At 64.1% G+C, this 18,743-nt stretch carries 10 protein-coding genes; 6 read left to right on the top strand and 4 right to left on the bottom strand.

Annotation, left to right across the window (positions count from 1 at the left end; translation table 11 throughout):
* Positions 1–26: 26 nt before the first annotated feature.
* The 4 genes from ACYOEI_RS37775 to ACYOEI_RS37760 all read right to left on the bottom strand — a co-directional run bounded on the left by ACYOEI_RS37775 (position 27) and on the right by ACYOEI_RS37760 (position 9,979).
* Positions 27–6,410 carry a HAMP domain-containing protein gene (locus ACYOEI_RS37775; protein ID WP_462855673.1) on the bottom strand — a complete coding sequence of 2,128 codons (6,384 nt, stop codon included), beginning with the start codon at positions 6,408–6,410 and terminating at the stop codon, positions 27–29.
* Positions 6,411–6,711: 301 nt separating this feature from the next.
* Positions 6,712–7,605: a CAP domain-containing protein gene (locus ACYOEI_RS37770; protein ID WP_462855631.1), complete on the bottom strand. Its 894-nt coding sequence runs from the start codon at positions 7,603–7,605 to the stop codon at positions 6,712–6,714.
* Positions 7,606–7,746: 141 nt separating this feature from the next.
* Entirely contained in the window at positions 7,747–8,481 is a 735-nt protein-coding gene (locus ACYOEI_RS37765; protein ID WP_462855630.1) for a hypothetical protein, read from the bottom strand.
* 166 nt (positions 8,482–8,647) lie between these two features.
* Positions 8,648–9,979 (bottom strand): tetratricopeptide repeat protein, encoded by a 1,332-nt coding sequence (locus ACYOEI_RS37760; RefSeq protein WP_462855628.1) that lies wholly within the window; start codon positions 9,977–9,979, stop codon positions 8,648–8,650.
* A gap of 298 nt (positions 9,980–10,277) precedes the next feature.
* On the opposite strand from ACYOEI_RS37760, the gene ACYOEI_RS37755 reads away from it, so the two are divergent.
* The 6 genes from ACYOEI_RS37755 to pstA all read left to right on the top strand — a co-directional run bounded on the left by ACYOEI_RS37755 (position 10,278) and on the right by pstA (position 18,736).
* A complete protein-coding gene (locus ACYOEI_RS37755) occupies positions 10,278–10,742 on the top strand; it encodes a BlaI/MecI/CopY family transcriptional regulator (RefSeq protein ID WP_462855627.1) in 465 nt (154 codons plus the stop codon).
* A complete protein-coding gene (locus ACYOEI_RS37750; RefSeq protein WP_462855626.1) occupies positions 10,739–13,366 on the top strand; it encodes a M56 family metallopeptidase in 2,628 nt (875 codons plus the stop codon). Before ACYOEI_RS37755 ends, ACYOEI_RS37750 begins: the two co-directional genes overlap by 4 nt.
* Before the next feature lie 412 nt (positions 13,367–13,778).
* Positions 13,779–15,635 (top strand): CRTAC1 family protein, encoded by a 1,857-nt coding sequence (locus ACYOEI_RS37745; protein WP_462855625.1) that lies wholly within the window; start codon positions 13,779–13,781, stop codon positions 15,633–15,635.
* Between the two features lie 220 nt (positions 15,636–15,855).
* Positions 15,856–16,830 carry a PstS family phosphate ABC transporter substrate-binding protein gene (locus tag ACYOEI_RS37740; RefSeq protein ID WP_462855624.1) on the top strand — a complete coding sequence of 325 codons (975 nt, stop codon included), beginning with the start codon at positions 15,856–15,858 and terminating at the stop codon, positions 16,828–16,830.
* A 77-nt stretch (positions 16,831–16,907) separates the two neighbouring features.
* Entirely contained in the window at positions 16,908–17,786 is an 879-nt protein-coding gene (gene pstC / locus ACYOEI_RS37735; protein ID WP_462855671.1) for a phosphate ABC transporter permease subunit PstC, read from the top strand.
* A complete protein-coding gene (gene pstA / locus ACYOEI_RS37730; protein WP_462855623.1) occupies positions 17,783–18,736 on the top strand; it encodes a phosphate ABC transporter permease PstA in 954 nt (317 codons plus the stop codon). Before pstC ends, pstA begins: the two co-directional genes overlap by 4 nt.
* Positions 18,737–18,743 lie beyond the last annotated feature (7 nt).

The following is an 18,743-nucleotide window of genomic DNA, read 5'->3' as shown; positions in this document are numbered from 1 at the left end:
CTCCAATTCGAAGGCGGGATCTCCGATCATCTTGGTCTCGAAGGCTCGGCCCGGTCCTTGCCAATGGCCTGGGGTGAGCGCCTGAGCAGCCAGACGCGGAGCATCGAGAAGAGCTGCTCGCTACCGACGGGCTTGGCGAGATAGTCCGAGGCCCCCGACTCGATGCATTTCTGCCGGTCGTCCTTCATCGCCTTCGCGGTCAGGGCGATCATCGGCAGATCCTTGAACCGATCGATCTTCCGGATCGCCTTCATCGTCTCGTAGCCGTCCATCTCGGGCATCATGATGTCCATGAGGACGACGTCGATCCCCTCGTTCTTCTCAAGGAACTCGATCGCCACTCGCCCGTTCTCGGCCCGAGAGACCACCATGTTCCAGCGCTCGAGCTTGCTCGTGAGGGCGAAGATGTTCCGGAGATCGTCGTCGACGATCAGGACCTTCTTGCCGGCGAGGAGCTCGTCCGCCTTCTGGAACTGCTGGAGGACCTCCCTCGACTCGGGCTTGAGGTTCGCCTCCACCCGGTGGAGGAACAGAGCGGTCTTGTCGAGCAGGTGCTCCAGCGAACGGACGTCCTTGACGATGGTCGTCTCGGCCATCTCCTCGAGTCGCGACTCCTCGAATGGAGTCCGGTCCCTCCCGGTATAGACGACGATGCGGAGATCTTGGAATTTCGGGTCGCGACGGACCTTCTCGAGGAGCTCGAAGCCGTTCATATCGGGCAACCCGAGGTCGAGGACCATGCAGTCGAAGGCCCGGGATTGCAGGGCCTCGAGGGCCTCGGCCGCGGTCGAGACGGCGAGCGTTTCGACGTCCCCGCCCCCGACCGCGTCGACGATGCTCTGGCGCTCGAGCTCGTTGTCCTCGACGACCAGGAGAGTTCGCACCGAACGTTCGACGAAGTTCTTGATGCTCCCGAAGGCTTCGTCGAGCGACTTGCGATCGACGGGCTTCCTCAGATAAGCGAATGCACCGAGCTTCAAGCCTCGGTGCCAGCTATCGTCCACCGAGATGATGTGGACGGGGATGTGCCGCGTCCGAGGGTCGTGCTTGAGCCGGTCGAGGACGACCCAGCCGTCCATGTCGGGGAGGCGGAGATCGAGCGTAATCGCGTCGGGGGAGAGTTCGTGTGCCAGCGTCAGCGCCATCTCGCCCCAGGTCGTGGTCACGGCCTTGAACCCGACCTCGTGCGCCTTGTCCACCAGCAGCTCGGCGAACTTCAGCTCGTGCTCGACGATCAAGACCACGCGATCGCCGGTCTTGATCGCCTCCCGAGGGTCCCCCCCGACCTCGGCCTTGGGGAAGGAGAACGGGATGGCCTCACGCACCGAAGAGAGGACCTCCGCGGAGCGGGGACCGATGTCGGGCGTCGAGAGCGTGGCCTGGGCCTTGTTCGGGGAGACCGGGATGTAACTCTGCGGCAAGAAGAGTGTGAACGTACTCCCCTTCCCGACCGTACTCCAGACCCGGATCTCGCCCCCCAACAACCGGGCGATTTCGCGGCTAATCGAGAGGCCCAGGCCGGTCCCGCCATACTTCCGGCTGGTCCCGGTGTCGGCCTGCTGGAACGGTTCGAAGATAATCCGGAGCTTGTCCGCGGCGATGCCGATCCCCGTGTCGGTGACCGAGAAGGCGACGACCGAGTTCGCCCGGTTGAGGATCGCGTGGTCGTCGCTCCAACCCGACTTCACAGGCTCGACCTTGAGGCTGACCGTCCCCATATCGGTGAACTTGAACGCGTTCGAGAGCAGGTTCCTGAGGACCTGCTGGAGCCGCTTCGAGTCGGTCTCCACGCTCCGGGACAAGGTTTCGCCGATCACCACGGCGAGGGCGAGGCTCTTGTTCTCCGCCACGGGCCGGAACGTGCGCTCGACGTACTCGGAGAGGTCCGAAAACAGGACGTGGCCGACTTCGATCGCCATCGTCCCGGACTCGATCTTCGCCATGTCGAGGATGTCGTTGATCAGCGAGAGCAAGTCGGAGCCGGACCCATAAATCGTCTGGGCGAAGTCTCGCTGCTTCGGTGTCAGGTTGCCCTCGGCGTTGTCCGAGAGCATCTCGGCGAGAATCAGGAGGCTGTTGAGCGGGGTCCGCAGCTCGTGCGACATGTTCGCGAGGAACTCGGACTTGTACTTGGACGTCAAGGCAAGCTGTTCGGCCTTCTCCTGGAGGTCGAGCTGAGCGAGCTCGATCTCGCGATTCTTCCCCTCGACCTGGGCCTTCTGAGTCGTGAGCTGTCCCGCCTTCGTTTCGAGCTCTTCGTTTGCCAGCTTGAGCTCGTCCTGCCGCTTCTTGAGCAGCTCTTCCGACGCTTGCAACGACGCGGCTTGTCGTTCGAGGCGGGTGTTGGTCTCGCGGAGCTCTTCCTGCTGCATCTGGAGCTCCTCGGCGAGCGTCTGCGACGATGCCAGGAGGGATTCCGTCCGCATGTTGGCGGCGATCGTGTTCAAGACGATCGCGATCGTCTCGGTGAGCTGGTCGAGCAGCGTGAGGTGGATATCCTTGAAGTAGTGGAATGAGGCGAGCTCGATGACCGCCTTCACCTGCCCTTCGAAGATCACCGGGAGCACGACGATGTTGAGCGGCGGGAGCTCGCCGAGTCCCGAGTTGATCCGGATGTAGTCGCCGGGCACGTCGCCGACCAGGATCCGTTCTTTCTCGTAGGCGCACTGGCCGACGAGCCCTTCGCCAATCCGGAAATTGTTCCTGAGGGCCTTACGCTCGCGATAGGCGTACGTGCTCGTGAGCCGGAGGATCGGCTCGCTTTCGGACGGATCCATCATGTAGAACACCCCGTGCTGCGCCGAGACGACGGGGGCGAGCTCGGAGAGGATCAGTTTTGTGACCGTGAGGAGGTCGCGCTGGCCCTGGAGCATCCGGGTGAACTTGGCGAGGTTCGTCTTCAGCCAGTCCTGCTCGTTGTTCTTCTGGGTCGTGTCCTTGAGGTTGCGGATCATCTCGTTGATGTTGTCTTTCAGGGCGGCGACTTCGCCCTGAGCCTCGACGGTGATCGACCGCGTGAGGTCGCCCTTGGTCACCGCGGTGGCGACCTCGGCGATCGCCCGGACCTGTGTGGTCAGGTTCGCCGCGAGTTGGTTCACGTTCTCGGTGAGGCCCTTCCAGGTCCCCGCCGCACCGGGCACCTTCGCCTGGCCCCCGAGCTGCCCTTCGACACCCACCTCGCGGGCCACCGTCGTGACCTGCTCGGCGAAGGTTGCCAGGGTATCGGTCATCTCGTTGATCGTGTCGGAAAGGGCGGCGATTTCTCCCTTGGCTTCGACCACCAACTTGCGCTTCAGGTCGCCGTTCGCCACCGCGGTGACGACCTTGGCAATCCCTCGCACCTGGGCGGTGAGGTTGCCCGCCATCGAGTTCACGCTGTCCGTCAAGTCCTTCCACACACCCGCGACCCCACGCACCTGCGCCTGGCCGCCGAGCTGCCCTTCCGTGCCCACCTCGCGGGCGACGCGAGTCACTTCCGACGCGAATGAGTTGAGCTGGTCCACCATCGCGTTGATGGTGTTCTTCAACTGGAGGATTTCCCCCTTAACATCGACGGTGATCTTCTTCGACAGGTCGCCGTTCGCCACCGACGTCGTGACCTCGGCGATGTTACGCACCTGGTCGGTCAGGTTCCCGGCCATCGAGTTCACGTTGTCGGTCAAGTCTTTCCAAACGCCGGCCACCCCGCGCACCTGGGCCTGGCCGCCGAGGCGCCCTTCCGTACCCACCTCACGCGCGACGCGGGTCACTTCCGACGCGAACGAGTTGAGCTGATCGACCATCGCGTTGATGGTGTTCTTCAGCTCGAGGATCTCGCCGCGGACGTCGACGGTCACCTTCTTGGTAAGGTCACCGTTCGCGACCGCCGTCGTGACCTCGGCGATGTTACGCACCTGGCCCGTCAGGTTCCCCGCCATCGAGTTCACGCTGTCGGTCAAGTCTTTCCAGACGCCGCCGACCCCCTGCACGAGGGCCTGGCCGCCGAGGCGTCCTTCCGTACCGACCTCACGGGCGACGCGGGTCACTTCCGACGCGAACGAGTTGAGCTGATCGACCATCGCGTTGATGGTGATCTTGAGTTGGGAGATTTCTCCCTTCACATCGACGGTGACCTTCTTGCGGAGGTCGCCGTTGGCGACGGCCGTCGTGACCTCGGCGATGTTTCGCACCTGGGCGGTGAGGTTGCCGGCCATCGAGTTCACGCTGTCCGTCAGATCCTTCCACACACCGGCAACACCGCGCACCTGCGCCTGGCCGCCGAGCTTCCCTTCCGAGCCCACTTCCAGGGCGACGCGGGTCACTTCCGACGCGAACGAGTTGAGCTGGTCGACCGTGGTGTTGATCGTGTTCTTCAGCTCGAGGATCTCGCCTTTCACGTCGACGGTGATCTTCTTCGACAGGTCGCCCTTGGCGATCGCCGTGGAGACCTCGGCGATGTTTCGCACCTGGCCGGTGAGGTTGCTCGCCATCAGGTTGACGTTGTCGGTGAGGTCTTTCCAGGTGCCGGCAACCCCTTGCACGAGCGCCTGCCCACCGAGGCGGCCTTCGGAACCCACCTCGCGAGCGACGCGGGTCACCTCCGACGCGAACGAGTTGAGCTGGTCCACCATCGTGTTGATGGTGTTCTTCAGCTCGAGGATCTCTCCCTTCACGTCGACGGTAATCTTCTTCGACAGGTCGCCGTTGGCGACCGAGGTCGTGACCTCGGCGATGTTACGCACCTGACCCGTCAGGTTGCCCGCCATCGAGTTCACGCTGTCCGTCAAGTCCTTCCAAACGCCGGCCACGCCGCGCACCTGGGCCTGACCGCCGAGGCGCCCTTCCGTACCCACCTCACGCGCGACGCGGGTGACTTCCGACGCGAACGAGTTGAGCTGGTCCACCATCGTGTTGATGGTGTTCTTCAGCTCGAGGATCTCGCCGCGGACGTCGACGGTGATCTTCTTCGTGAGGTCGCCGTTGGCGACGGCCGTCGTGACCTCGGCGATATTTCGCACCTGACCCGTCAGGTTGCCCGCCATCGAGTTCACGCTGTCCGTCAGGTCTTTCCAGGTGCCGGCAACCCCTTGCACCTGGGCCTGGCCACCGAGGCGGCCTTCCGTACCGACCTCGCGGGCCACGCGCGTGACTTCGGAGGCGAACGAGTTGAGCTGATCGACCATCGTGTTGATGGTGTTCTTCAGCTCGAGGATCTCCCCCTTCACGTCGACGGTGATCTTCTTCGACAGGTCCCCTTTGGCGACCGAGGTCGTGACCTCGGCGATGTTACGCACCTGACCCGTCAGGTTGCCCGCCATCGAGTTCACGCTGTCGGTCAGGTCCTTCCACACGCCCGCGACCCCGCGGACCTGGGCCTGACCGCCGAGGCGACCTTCCGTACCCACCTCGCGGGCAACACGAGTCACTTCCGACGCGAATGAGTTGAGCTGGTCCACCATCGTGTTGATGGTATCTTTCAACTCGAGGATTTCACCCTTCACGTCGACGGTGATCTTTTTGGAGAGGTCGCCATTCGCCACCGACGTCGTGACCTCGGCGATGTTACGCACCTGGTCGGTCAAGTTGCCCGCCATCGAGTTCACGCTGTCGGTCAGGTCCTTCCACACGCCCGCGACCCCGCGGACCTGGGCCTGACCGCCGAGGCGCCCTTCCGTACCCACCTCGCGGGCCACGCGGGTCACTTCCGACGCGAATGAGCCGAGCTGGTCGACCATCGTATTGATGGTGTCTTTCAGCTCGAGGATCTCCCCTTTCACGTCGACGGTGATCTTCTTCGACAGGTCGCCGTTGGCGACGGCCGTCGTGACCTGGGCGATGTTTCGCACCTGGGCGGTGAGGTTGCCGGCCATCGAGTTCACGCTGTCGGTCAGGTCCTTCCACGTGCCGGCCACGTCGCGGACGACGGCCTGGCCGCCGAGCTTCCCCTCCGAGCCGACCTCGCGGGCGACGCGAGTCACTTCGGAGGCGAACGAGCCGAGCTGGTCGACCATCGTGTTGACGGTCTTGCCGATGCGAAGGAATTCTCCTTTCAGCGGACTCCCTTCGTTCTCGAGCGAAATCCGCTGCGAAAGGTCTCCCTTGGCGACCGCACCGATCACTCGGGCGACTTCCTCGGTCGGCTGGACGAGGTCGCCGATGAGCGTGTTGACCGAACCGACCCAGTTCGCCCAGGAGCCGGTCGTCGCGCCGAGCGTGGCTCGTTGGCTGATTCGCCCTTCCTTGCCGACGACTTTCCCAATCCTCTCGAACTCGAGTGTGCTGTTCTCGAGGAGCTCGGCTACCTCGTTGAACGCGTCGGCGATCGCGGCGCCTAGCACCGTTTCGTCGGCCGGGAGGCGGACAGTGAAATCTCCCTTCTTGAGCGTCCTCAACGCCAACATCAGGCGCTTGGCGTCGACGTGTCCGTTCATCGACGGCTGGAGTGCGCCCTCCCCGTTCTCGATCGCTCCCGGTTCCTGGCTCACGCTGATTCCTGGCCCAGGGGTCTGCTTCTTGGCCATCGGGAGGACCCTCGGAGGCATCGGCCTCTTGAGAGAGATTCGGGACGGGAGAGACGACGTCACGACGCCCCGGACCCACTCGAAAGTCGGTGGAGTAATGGCATCAGTCGATCTATTCTTGCAGATCCGGTGAGACTTGGCGAGAAGGCCCCACCTTCAAAATAGGAAAACAGGGCAAACTCGAGAGCCGACATAGAATCCGTGAGACCGCTTACGGAGCGGATCTACGGAATGGCTTCGCCAGGATGAGACACCACTCGGGGAGACCCTTATCGTTCGTCGCATAACCCAGCCCCACCTCCCAGAACTCGCCGAGGATCAGCTCGCGAGTCTTGGGATCCTCGAGCCAGGTCCGGGCGACCTCTTTGGGGGTCGGCTGGCCGGACGCGACGGCTTCCGCGATCGATCGGAAGCGGTAACCGGCGTCGGTTACGCGCTGGAAGGGAGAATCGCCGACCTTGGCTTTCGGATCCTCGGGGGCGGAGGCCGCCGACGCCTTGGCCTGCTCCATCGCAGCCGCCGACAGCTTGGGATGGGCCTTGAGCGCCGAGAGTTTGGCCTCCGTCCGGGCCCGGTTGAGCTCGACGATGAGGTCGGCTCCCACGGTTTTCGGATCGAGGACGGGCCAGGGCAAGCCGAAGTCGACGCACCAGTAAGGCGTGCCGTCCTCGCTCTTGACGCAGGCCGCCCCAATTTCCGTGCAAGGGCCGAGGATGTTCTCCTTGTGGGGAGGGCTCTCCAACCAGGACTTCATCACCTCGTCGACGTCCGACTGTCCCGCCGCGACGTTTTCGGCGGCGGATCGGAAATGATAGGACTGTCGTTCGATCCGCTGCGCAGCGTTCGATCCGTCGCTACCCTCGTGCGTCATCTTTTCGCGTCGAGCCATGTCGCGAGCGTGCGCCAGGGCGGCCACCTCGAGCTTGGGATTGATGGCGAACGTCGGCAGCTTGGCTGCCTTGCGTTCTCGATTGTGAGCTTCGAGCAATGCGCCCCGGTCGGCGATGTTCGGTGGTTCGGGCGTCTTCACCGGCTCGTCGGCCGCCCCGACGAGGATCAACGCCAGGGTGGCGACCAGACCCTTGAGAACCTCCAGGCCCTTCATCGAACACCTCGCGATCGCCCGGAGCGAAAACGATCGTCATCGTCGGGCGAAAGAGAAAGAGTCCAGGTTTCAGGATAAGAGCGGCCGTCCACCCAGGCATTTCGAGGTCTCGAACGAACTGGAGTCGAGGCTGACCTCGAATCAGCGAGAGCCTTGCGACGCCTTGCCGAGGTACCTCCGCGATCCGGCGTCGCCGCCGAAGCCCGAGCCCGATGGGTCCGCGGGGAAAGGAGGCGCCTCGGACGACACAGACAGTTTTGACCGGGCCGCCGCGGCCGCAAGGGACTTGCCGAATGCCGAGCTGATGGACTCATGAAAACTCGCCCAGCGATCGTCGTCCAGTTCGTCCCGCCCCTCGGTGAGGATCAAGAGGTGAGAGAACGGGTGGTCGCCCTCGGCGAGCTGTTCCGCCTCCCGAGGGAGGTCCGACCACGGGCCGTCGGCGATCTTGTCGTGCAACTCGCGGGCCCGATCGAGGCATTCGCGGATCGGCGTGAAATTCGGATCCGAGGTGTGCGTGAGATAAGTGACTCGCTCGAGAGTCCCCAACGCCCGGCGACGAATCGACTCTCCCTTGGCCCGGCCGATCTCGGCCTCGATGACCGAGTCGAGGAGCGAGTTGACCCCCTGGAGCGAGTCCAGCGAGGACTCCGGAGGCTCGGCGAGCCCCAAGGCACCGGCGCGTTCACGGACTCGACCTCGCAGCTCCTGAAAGGCGTGTCGCGAGTCCGACAAGGCCTCGACGAGGGCTTCGGGCGGGAGGGTCCCGGGGCTGTGAAGTTGCCGAGCCGCAGCGAGCAGTCGCTCACCCAGTTCCGAGAACGCATCCGACATTCGCGCCACGTCCGCCGAAAGGTCGCCGCTGCCCTGATTCATCGAATGACTCCACGACCCCGACCTTGCCGGCGTCGCTTGATTCCAGAAGGTGAAGACTCAGTCTCGGGATGTCAAACGAAGCTCGGTCGGTCTGACGGGACTTTGAGGCGGTAAGAGGGCCTCGAGCCCAACCGTCTTGCGTCGCTCGGATCCTTCCTGGCCTCGTTCAGGACGTCGGCAAGACAACCCTCGCCCTGGCGACGGCGACGGCGAGCGGTTTGCCGAACTCCCGCTCGACGGCATCCATCGAGTTGGCCCAGAGGTCGTCGCTTAGCCCATCCTTCGAATCGACCAAGGTCATGAGTGCGACGTAGGGGTGGTCGCCCTCGGCTAACTGGACGGCCTCTTGCGGGAGCTCGACCAAAGTGGCGTCGGCGATCGCGGCCCGGAGGGACGCGGCCTTGGCCTGGCAGGTCTTCAACGGCGGGAATTCCTTCTGGTCGGGACACTCGAGCGAGGCGACGAGATCGAGGGCCGCCAGGGCTTGCCCGCGCACCGCGCCGAGCTGGGTCCGACGGCTCTCGAGTTCACCGAGCTCTCGGAGGAAATTCCCGAAGTCTTGAAGGTTCTCGAGTTCCAGGCCGGGGACGACATTTCCCTTGGCCTCGTCGAGGCGGCGAAGTTCGTCCCGCAAGGTGGCGAACTCGCGGCGAGAGGCGCCAAGCTCGACGATGAGGGCCTCGGTGGGGGGGACGGCACCTGTCTTCCACGTCTCCGCCTCGCGCGAGAGGCGTTTGCTGAGGCGGTCGAATCGCTCGGAGAGAACGTCGAGCCGATCCTTCAACGAATCAAGATCAGGCGCGGGTCTTGTGGCCGCAACGGCCGGGACTCCACTCAGAGCCTCGCCAGCGGGGGCGGAAACCTCAACCGTCGGAGGAGGGACGACCGCCTCGGGCGTAGGCGACTCAACCAATGTCGCCTGGCTCCGGGAACTCTCATCCGGCATGGGCCAGGCCACGACCGTGTCCGGAGCGCTGGGGACGGACGAAGGTTCGAACGGGGGCGGAGTGACAGCATCCCCCCCGCTGTGAACGGCCGTGACGAGGATCGGGTCTGCGGCTAAGCCATCGTCCTCGCCGCTCGCCTGTTGAGATTGGATCAGTTGCTCGAGGCTATCCAGGCTGGCGATGGTCTTGGGATGGTCCTCCCCCAGCACGTCGACGCGAACCTCGAGGGCGCGTCGGAGGAGAGGTTCGGCCCCTTGGACGTCGCCGCGGGCCCAGAGCAGCCCGCCGAGGCTGCTGAGGCTCGTCGCGTAGTCGGGATGGGCCTCCCCCAGCGTCTCTCTTCGGATCTCCAGGGAGTCCCGCAGCAGAGGCTCAGCTCCGACGGGATCCCCGTGCATGATCAGCAGCAGGGCGAGTTGATTCAACGAGGTGGCATATTCGGGATGGCGTGCCCCGACCACCTGCTCCTGATACTGGAGCCGCCGGCGAGCATTCGCCACCGCCTCGGGCTCGGCCCCCTCCTCGATGATGCCTTCGACGACCGGATTCAAACGAGTCAAGCCCTCAAGGTCATGATCGGGGGAAGACTCCCCATAACACTTGGGATCACCTTCGAGCCAGGGTGACGCCCCAAGCCGCCTTCCCCAAAGTCCCGACTATCCCATCCCTCTGTTATATCCCACGAACCCGGCCGGGTCAAGCAACCCATCAACTCTTAACAATCCCTCAATCGATCGACGTATCCCCGGGGCGACTCGCGAAAAAAAATTCGCGAGACACCCCTTGCCTCGGCGCGACGACGAAAGTACCCTTTGATATCTGTTAGCAAACTAACACGAGGAGACCATCGTGCCACGACCCGTCTCGGAAATCCTGACCGAGCGTGAAGCACAGCTCATGGACGTACTCTGGCGACTGGGGGACGTGACGGCGGAGCAGGTGCGAGACGCCTTGCCGGACGAGCCTCACGACTCGACCGTTCGGACGCTCCTGCGTTCCCTGGAAAACAAAGGTTACGTCGAGCATGACGACCGCGGCAAGGCCTACACCTATCGCGCGGCGATCAGCCGGACGAAGGTGCAACGCTCCGCGGTCCGCAATGTCCTGTCTCGGTTCTTCGGCGGCTCGGCCGAGGATCTGGTCCTCCGGCTGATCGAGGATGAGCGGATCACCCCGGAACAGCTGGACGAGATCCGCCAGTCGACCCAACCCGCGACCGACCCGATCGATCAGACACCATCTCCTTCCGCAACTCCAGACCCCACTTCTTTCCCAGCCCGGCGCGAGTCGCGCCGACGAGGAGACCCCTCATGAACGCGATGTTCGGACCGTCCTCGGCGGGGAGCCACGAGGCGATCGCCTTCGGCCTCGACGTCGGATTAAAAGCTTCGGTCGTCATGCTCATCGCCCTGGCGCTGCACGCGGCCCTGGGCAAGCGTCAGGTTCTCGTCCGGTCGGTGCTCTGGAACGCCTGCCTGGTCGGCCTCCTCCTCCTCCCTGTGGCCGCGGCGGGCTTCCCGCGTCTCCGAGTCGCCTGCCTCCCGGCCGTCGAAACCTCCCAGGCCGTGGCGGAACCGGCGACGTCGGTCACGATGCCGAATCCCGTAACGACGCCTGCCATCTCAACCTTTAAGCCAGTTGCGGCCCGGTTGAACGGGCCCTCGCCGGTCGACGTGCCTGTGATTGATACGGCCATAGAGACTACGGCGAAAAAGGCCTGGCGATTTGACGTGACCACAACGCTCGTCTTCACCTATCTGCTCATCACAACGTCGCTGGCCGCCCGCCTCATCGGTTCACTCGCGGCGGTAGTTCGGCTCAAGAGGACGAGCCGTCCCATCGACAATGGGCCATGGCAGGAGTCGCTCGGGCGTTGGAAGGACCGCCTGGGGATCTCTCGACGAGTCCGCCTGGCACGCACGTCGGATATGGGGGTTCCTGCCGTCATCGGCGCCTGGAGCCCGACGATCCTGTTGCCGGAAACGATCGCCGGCTCGACCTCGGCCCGGACGATCGACGCGATCCTTCTGCACGAATTGGCCCACGTCCGTCGAGGCGACTACGGCTGGAACCTGACGCTCCGGATTCTCCAGGCCATCTACTGGCCCAACCCGCTGGCCTGGATCCTCGGGAAGATCGTCGCCGGTGTCCGGGAACAGGCTTGTGACGACCTATGCATCTACTACATGGGAGGACCGAGCGACTATCGAGCCACCCTGCTCGACGTCGCCCAGAGCCTCGTCCGTCGCCCAGGCCCGGCGCTCGGGATGGCGATGACCCGGTCCTCGAAGCTCGACCGACGACTCACGCATATCGCCGAAAGTCGAGGGACAGCTCGCTGCCTGCTCCGTGGTCCCGGTCGATTCGCGATCGCTCTGGCCCTGGTGCTTGCCACGGGCACCCTGGGTTCTGTACGCCTGGCAAGAACCGCCGGCGCCGCCATCTCTCGCCCGTCGAAGGAGTCTGCCGCAAAACCGCGACCCGTGCCTGAGAAGTCCATCCTCCCGACCGTGAAAGCGGACACCATCAAGAGTCCTGTCGCCAAGACCTCCCCCAAAGACGAGCCGGCGCAGCCCGAGCGGTTGGTCGCTCAGTATGGAGGCATGGGTGGCGGGGGCGGAGGTGGCTTCGGCGGAGGAATCGATCCGAACCTCCTGAACGCCCAGATGGCGAGAACCAACGAACAGTTGGAAACTCCGGTCCAGGTCACAGTCGTCACGCCAAAGCTTGAAGAAATCCCGACGTCCGTGACCGAGGAGTGCATTCTCCTGCCCATCGAATCAGTAAACCTGAACTCGAAGGTCTCGGGGATCCTCTCGAGCAAGGATCTGGCTTCGGTGGCCGAGCGGGTCAAGCGAGGGGCGGTCCTTGCAAGGATCGAAATCACGGACCTTCCGGCACAAAGAGCCGAAGCCCAGAGGAAGGCCCGGAAGGCCCAGGCCGAGCAACTCCAAGCCAAGGCCAAGGTACGACTCGCCGAGGCCGTGTTCGCGGAAAAACAGGATGACACCAACCCGGTGAAGGGCAATGAGAATGACCCGAACTTCCAGGAACTCGTTAAGGCCGCCCAGAAGGCCGCCGCGACGGCCGTGCTCAAAGCCGAGGCCGAGCTAAGGGCGGCCGAGGCAGAAGAACTTGGGGCGAGTGCTAGCCTCGATTCGGCCAAGGAGGCTCTCGCGATCCTTCAGGAAAGCTCGACCATGAACGCGGTGACCTCGCCCATTGACGGGGTGATCCTCCGCTGCAATCAATCGGCCGGAGCCGTCGTCAATCGAAACGACGAGCAGCATCTCTTCATCGTGGCGAGGACGGATGTCCTGATCGCCACGATCACGGTCCCCGAGGTGAGTGCGCTCCTCGTCGATCTCGACGACCCAGTCCAATTCACCGTCAGGAGTCTGGGCGAGGCCCCCATCGTCGCAAAAGTCTTGCGGATCGCCGCGGAGATCCAGGAAGGATTTCTTGCCGTGACTATCGCCGTCCCGAACGCCGATGGCCGATTCCGTCCCGGAACGACCGGGAAGGCGAACCTCGTGCTCGGCCCTCCCCATAAATCGCTGTCACTTCCCCTGGCCGCCTTCCGTCTGAACCAGGCCCCAACCGCGATCGGCTCGTCGTACTGCTACCGTGTCTCGGACGGTCGCGCCGTGCTAACCCCGGTGAGAATCGGCCAGCAGTTTAAAGGGCGGATCGAGGTGCTCGAGGGACTTAACGATGACGACCTGGTCATCACCTACACGGCGCTCAACGGACACGTGATCCCCAGAGGGAACGCGCTCGCCCCCGGACGTGGTACCATCGCCCAGGCCCAGCGAGTCGAGATCGTCGACCTGCCCCAGCCGAAGATCGAGGACCGGCTCATCCAGTGGAACTCCGGCGGCATGGGAGGTGGTCCAGGTGGAGGTCGGGGAGGCATGGGCGGTGGTGGTTTCCGCTGAGCAACATCGCCTCGGAGCGACGCGGGGAGCGAGGCCGCTATCGTTGAACGAGTGATACCCTCCGCCACCCTGGATCGCCATCGATCCAGGGTGACGACAGGTAAACCCACAAAGATTTTATTGCGTCCGATTTCCCAACAACACACTACATTATAATCCATTAATAGAAACAGCACCGTTCCGGTCGTCGGCTTGACAGTCTCGAAACGCGTGCGGCTATAATTGGGAATCCTCACCGAACCTTGTAGAGGGCGTTCCCAATCAGACGGTCCTCGAGCCTAACCCACTCGTGACGGCACGGTGGGCGGCCCCAGGGTATTCGGCAGGGGAATCTCGCCCTAGGGTGAGCCGCGCTCATCGGACCGACCTGGCGAGAACGTCCTTCGGATCGCGAAAGACCTGGAACCCGCACATGGTCGAGCCGCGACGACGGCCGTTGCAAACCAACGCAAGCCATCATTCCCGACGAAATCCTGCCGCCGATCGGGATCGGCCGAATTGCTACGCCACGTGGGCTGCCATCGGCCTCCTCAGCTTCGCCGGATGCGGCGAGAAAGACACCTCCAAGGCGGTTCCGGCGGCTGCCAACCCCGTCAAGACGCCGGTCGCGATTGCCTTGGAAATCCCCAAGGTGAAGTTCCTCAACATCACCGACGAATCGGGGCTGAAATTCCGACACGCGAACGCGGCCGAGGGTGCCAAGCTCCTCCCGGAAACGATGGGGTCCGGCGCCGCGTTTCTCGACTACGACGGCGACGGCGATCAGGACATCCTGCTTGTCAACTCGGGGGCCTGGCCGGGTTCCAAAGCGGCGTCTTCGCCGACCCATGCCTTGTATCGCAACGACGGGAAAGGGCACTTCGAGGACGTCACCGCACAAGCGGGCCTCGATAAGCCCTTCTTCGGCATGGGTGTCGCGGTTGGCGACTACGACAACGACGGCGATCCTGACGTCTACATCACGGCCCTCGGCGGCGGGCACCTCTTCCGCAACGATCAGGGCAACTTCGCCGACGTCACCGACGCCGCCAAGGCCAGGGCGGGCGGACTCGACGACTGGCCGACGAGTGCGGCCTTCTTCGACATGGAGAACGACGGCGACCTCGACTTGTTCATCTGTTCTTACCTGAGCTGGACGGCGGCATTCGACCGGGCCCAGGATTTCCAGCTCTCCAGCACGGACAAGACGAGGGCCTACGTCCCCCCCACCGCCTTCAAGGGGGCGCTTTGTCAACTGCTCCGGAACGACGGTGGGGTCTTCGTCGATGTCGGGGAACAGGCCGGGATCCACGTCCGATCTCCCGAGCTGAAAGAACCGGTCGCCAAGGCGATGGGGGTGGCGCCTTACGACGTCGACGAGGATGGCCTGGTCGATCTTGCCGTCGCCAACGACACCGCCCCGAACTTTTTCTTCCACAACCTCGGCGGCGGCAAATTCGAGGAGATCGGGATCACCTCGGGGATTGCGTTCGACATCGGAGGGTCCGCTCGGGGTGCGATGGGCATCGACTGGGCCGAGTTCCGGAACGACCGCCTGCTTGGCCTCGCGATCGGCAACTTCGCCAACGAGATGACGGCCCTTTATGTCAACGACAGGCCGAGGAGCCTCCAGTTCTCGGACCTGGCGAGCCGCTACGGCCTGGGAGCCCTCTCCCAGCCTCCCCTCAAGTTCGGGCTCTTCTTCTTCGACTATGACCTCGACGGACGTCTCGACCTGCTCACCGCGAACGGACACCTCGAGAACGATATTGCGAAGACCGACCCGAGCGAAAAATACGAGCAAGCGCCCCAGTTGTTCTGGAACACCGGCCGGCCAGGTCGACAGCTCTTCGTCCTGATCGACCCCGAGACCGCCGGCAACGACCTCTTCCGACCGGTCGTCGGGCGAGGCTGCACATACGCCGACATCGATGGGGACGGCGACCTCGACGTCCTGCTCTCGGTCAACGGCGGACGGGCCCGACTCTTCCGCAACGAGGGGGGCAGCCGGAACCATTGGGTCCGCCTCATCCTCCACGGGGCCGCCTCGAACCGAGACGCGATCGGGGCCAAGGTGGCCCTCGAGATCGGAGGGACCGAGCAACGCCGCCAGCTCTTCCCCAGCAAGGGGTATCTCTCCTCGGTCGAAGCTCCGCTGACCTTCGGGCTCGGAGCAGCCGGCGGACCGGTGGTTATCTCGATCACCTGGCCGTCGGGAAAGACGACCGAACACAAGGGATTGACGGCGGACCGCGTCTACCATATCGATGAAGGCAAGGGCCTACGATGAGCCGAGCCCGCGGACTCGAGTCAGTCGGCTAGACCGAAAGTGGTCCCTGGCGAGGAGATTCTTCGCGCCATCACACAATCTTCACATTATTTCGGTACACTCGGGCGTGAAATCTCCGGGGCGACCGACCGAAATGGGTCCCGGCGAACGAAGGTCGAGCAAACCGAGCGTCGGCTCGCCGATCGAGCGAGTTAGGGCGTCGAAATCGAGGATTTCTCGCATGGGCATAAGTGGGACAACAGGACGGGCCGCAGTACTTCTGGCGTTCGTCCTGGCCGGCTGCGGCGGCGGTGAGTCGGGTTCGGGCCCGGCCTCGGCCCCCGGGAAAGTGGAGATCGACGGGTCGAGCACCGTCTTCATGATCAGCGAGGCGGCCCGCGAAGCCTATTCGAGCGTCGCACCCGACGTCACGGTCGTCGTCGACAAGCACGGCACCGGCGGAGGATTCGGCAACTACCTGAAGGGCGAAGTCGACATCGTCGACGCATCCCGCCCCGCGAAGGCCGAGGAAGAATCCAAAGCGAAGGCGCAAGGCCTCGACTGGACCCATTATCTCGTGGGTTACGACGGGATCACTGTGGTCGTCAACCCGAAGAACGACTTCATCAAGTCGCTCAGCGTCGCCCAATTGAAGGCGATCTGGGAACCCGGCAGCAAGGTCAAGACCTGGAAGGATGTGGATCCTTCCTGGCCCAACCGGCCGATCATCCTCTACTGCCCGGACCGCAACTCCGGGACGTTCGAGTATTTCACCGAGGCGATCGTCGGCAAGGCCGGCCAGCAACGTGACGACGTCCAGCCCAGTTCGGACGACAACACCCTGGTCGCCGGCGTGGCGGGCGACCCCGACGGCCTCGGCTACTTCGGCTACTCCTACTTCGAAGAGAACAAGGATAAACTCCGCGCGATCCCGGTTCAGAAGGGTCCCGAAGACAAGCCGGTCACGCCGAGCCCCGAGACCATCCTGAACAAGTCCTATACCCCGCTGTCGCGCCCCCTCTTCATCTATGTGAAGAACTCCGCGATGCGCCGGCGGGAAGTCGGGGCGTTCGTCAAGTATTATCTCGACAACATCGAGACGCTGGCGAAGAAGGGTGGGTACGTCCCCCCGACGGCCGAAGACCGGGACGCCAATACGAAGGCGATCCCCGCGGGAGGCGAGGCGGCAACCCCGGCCCCGAAAGCCGCGACGTGACCAACTCCACGGGATCCCTCGGCGCGAATGATCCCGGCCTCTGGTCGGGTCATTCGCGGCTCCGTTCGCTCCGAGAGATGGCCGTTTCGGCCTCCCTGCTCCTCTGCGCGACGATCACCATCCTGACGACGGTCGGGATCATCGTGGTCCTCGGGGTCGAGACCTTCGCGTTCTTCCAGACTTCGAAGGTCGGCCTGATCGAGTTCCTGGCCGGGACCGAGCTCAAGCCCGACAACGACCCGCCCAGCTTCGGGATCCTTCCCTTGATCTGGGGGACGCTCGTCGTAGCGGCGGGTTCGTCGTGCATCGCGCTGCCGATCGGTCTGTTGAGTGCCATTTACCTGAGTGAGTACGCCCCCCGCGGCGTCCGGGCCGTACTCAAGCCGACGCTGGAGCTGCTCGCGGGCATCCCGACCATTGTGTATGGCTATCTCGCCCTCTTGCTGGTGACCCCGCTGCTCAAGGCCTTGTTCGACCCCTGGGGTATCCGGGTCTGGACATTCAATGCCTTGAGCGCGTGCATCGTCGTCGGGGTGATGATCATCCCGATGGTCTCGTCGCTCAGCGAAGACGTCCTGTCGGCGGTCCCCCGGGGGCTCCGCGAGGCCGGGTATGGCCTAGGAGCAACGAAGTTCGAGGTGTCGACGCGGATCGTGCTGCCGGCGGGATTGTCGGGGGTCGTCGCGTCGTTCATCCTCGCCTTGAGCCGGGCAATCGGCGAGACGATGGCCGTCGTGCTCGCCGCGGGGATGCGACCCCAGATCACGCTGAACCCGTTGGTCCCCATCGAGACGATGACGACGTACATCGTCGCGGTGACGAACGGCGAGGCCGCGTACGGCTCTCCCGAATACCTCTCCCTGTTCGCCGTGGGGATGGCGTTGTTCGCCATGACGCTCATCCTGAACATCCTGTCGGGCCTGGTCCTGCGTCGTTATCGCGAGGTCTATCAATGAGCCGACAGGCGCCCGACGCCTACCGGCCCCATCGTCGAAGCCGGGCCATCCTCGGCCCGGTCTTCGGCCTGGCGTGCTTCCTGGCCACACTCTCCGGGGTCGTGGTCCTCTCCGTCCTGCTGGGCTCGGTGATCGCGGCGGCCTTACGAAGGCCGGGCGGCCCCCCTTGGTATGAGATCGGCACCAATGCCAAGTCCTTGGGTACGTTCCTCATCGCCCTGGTCACGAAGCCGCAGTCGACCGACCCGAACCTCGCCGGCTTCCGTAGCGGGATCGTGGGGAGCCTCTGGCTGCTCGGCCTCGTCGCCGTATTCGCCATCCCCGTCGGCGTCGGTGCGGCGGTCTTCCTCGAGGAGTATGTCCCGTCCGGCCGGCTTCGTCGGATCATCCAGACGAACATCGCGAACCTGGCGGGCGTCCCGTCGATCGTCTATGGGATCCTTGGTCTGGCCGTGTTCGTCCGGGCCTTCGGCTTCAATGCGTTGGCCCTCGGAAAATCGCTCTGGGCGGGGAGTCTGACGCTTGGCCTTTTGGTCCTCCCGGTCATCGTCATCGCCACGCAGGAGGCGCTCCGGACCGTCCCCAACTCATTGCGGCAAGCCGCACTGGCCCTGGGGGCGACGCGCTGGCAGATGGTCCGCGACCATATTCTCCCTGCGGCGCTGCCGGGCATCCTCACCGGCACGATCCTCGGCCTCTCCCGAGCGATCGGCGAGACCGCCCCGCTCTTGATGGTCGGCGCCGCCGGATCGATCGGCCGACTTCCGAAGACGCCGTTCGACCGCTACACCGTCCTGCCCGTCGAGATCTACAATTACGCCAAGAATCCCAAGGTCCAGTTCCAAACCGTGACCGCCGGTGGCATCTTGATCTTGCTGGTGCTCCTGTTGACGATGAATGCCACGGCCATCCTCATCCGCAACCGCTACGGCCGCTCCGCCCGAGGCTAATCCTCCC

The organism is Singulisphaera rosea (genome assembly GCF_054877945.1).
The sequence above is the reverse complement of the archived record's forward strand: the minus strand, read 5'-3'. Positions and strand labels throughout refer to the sequence as shown.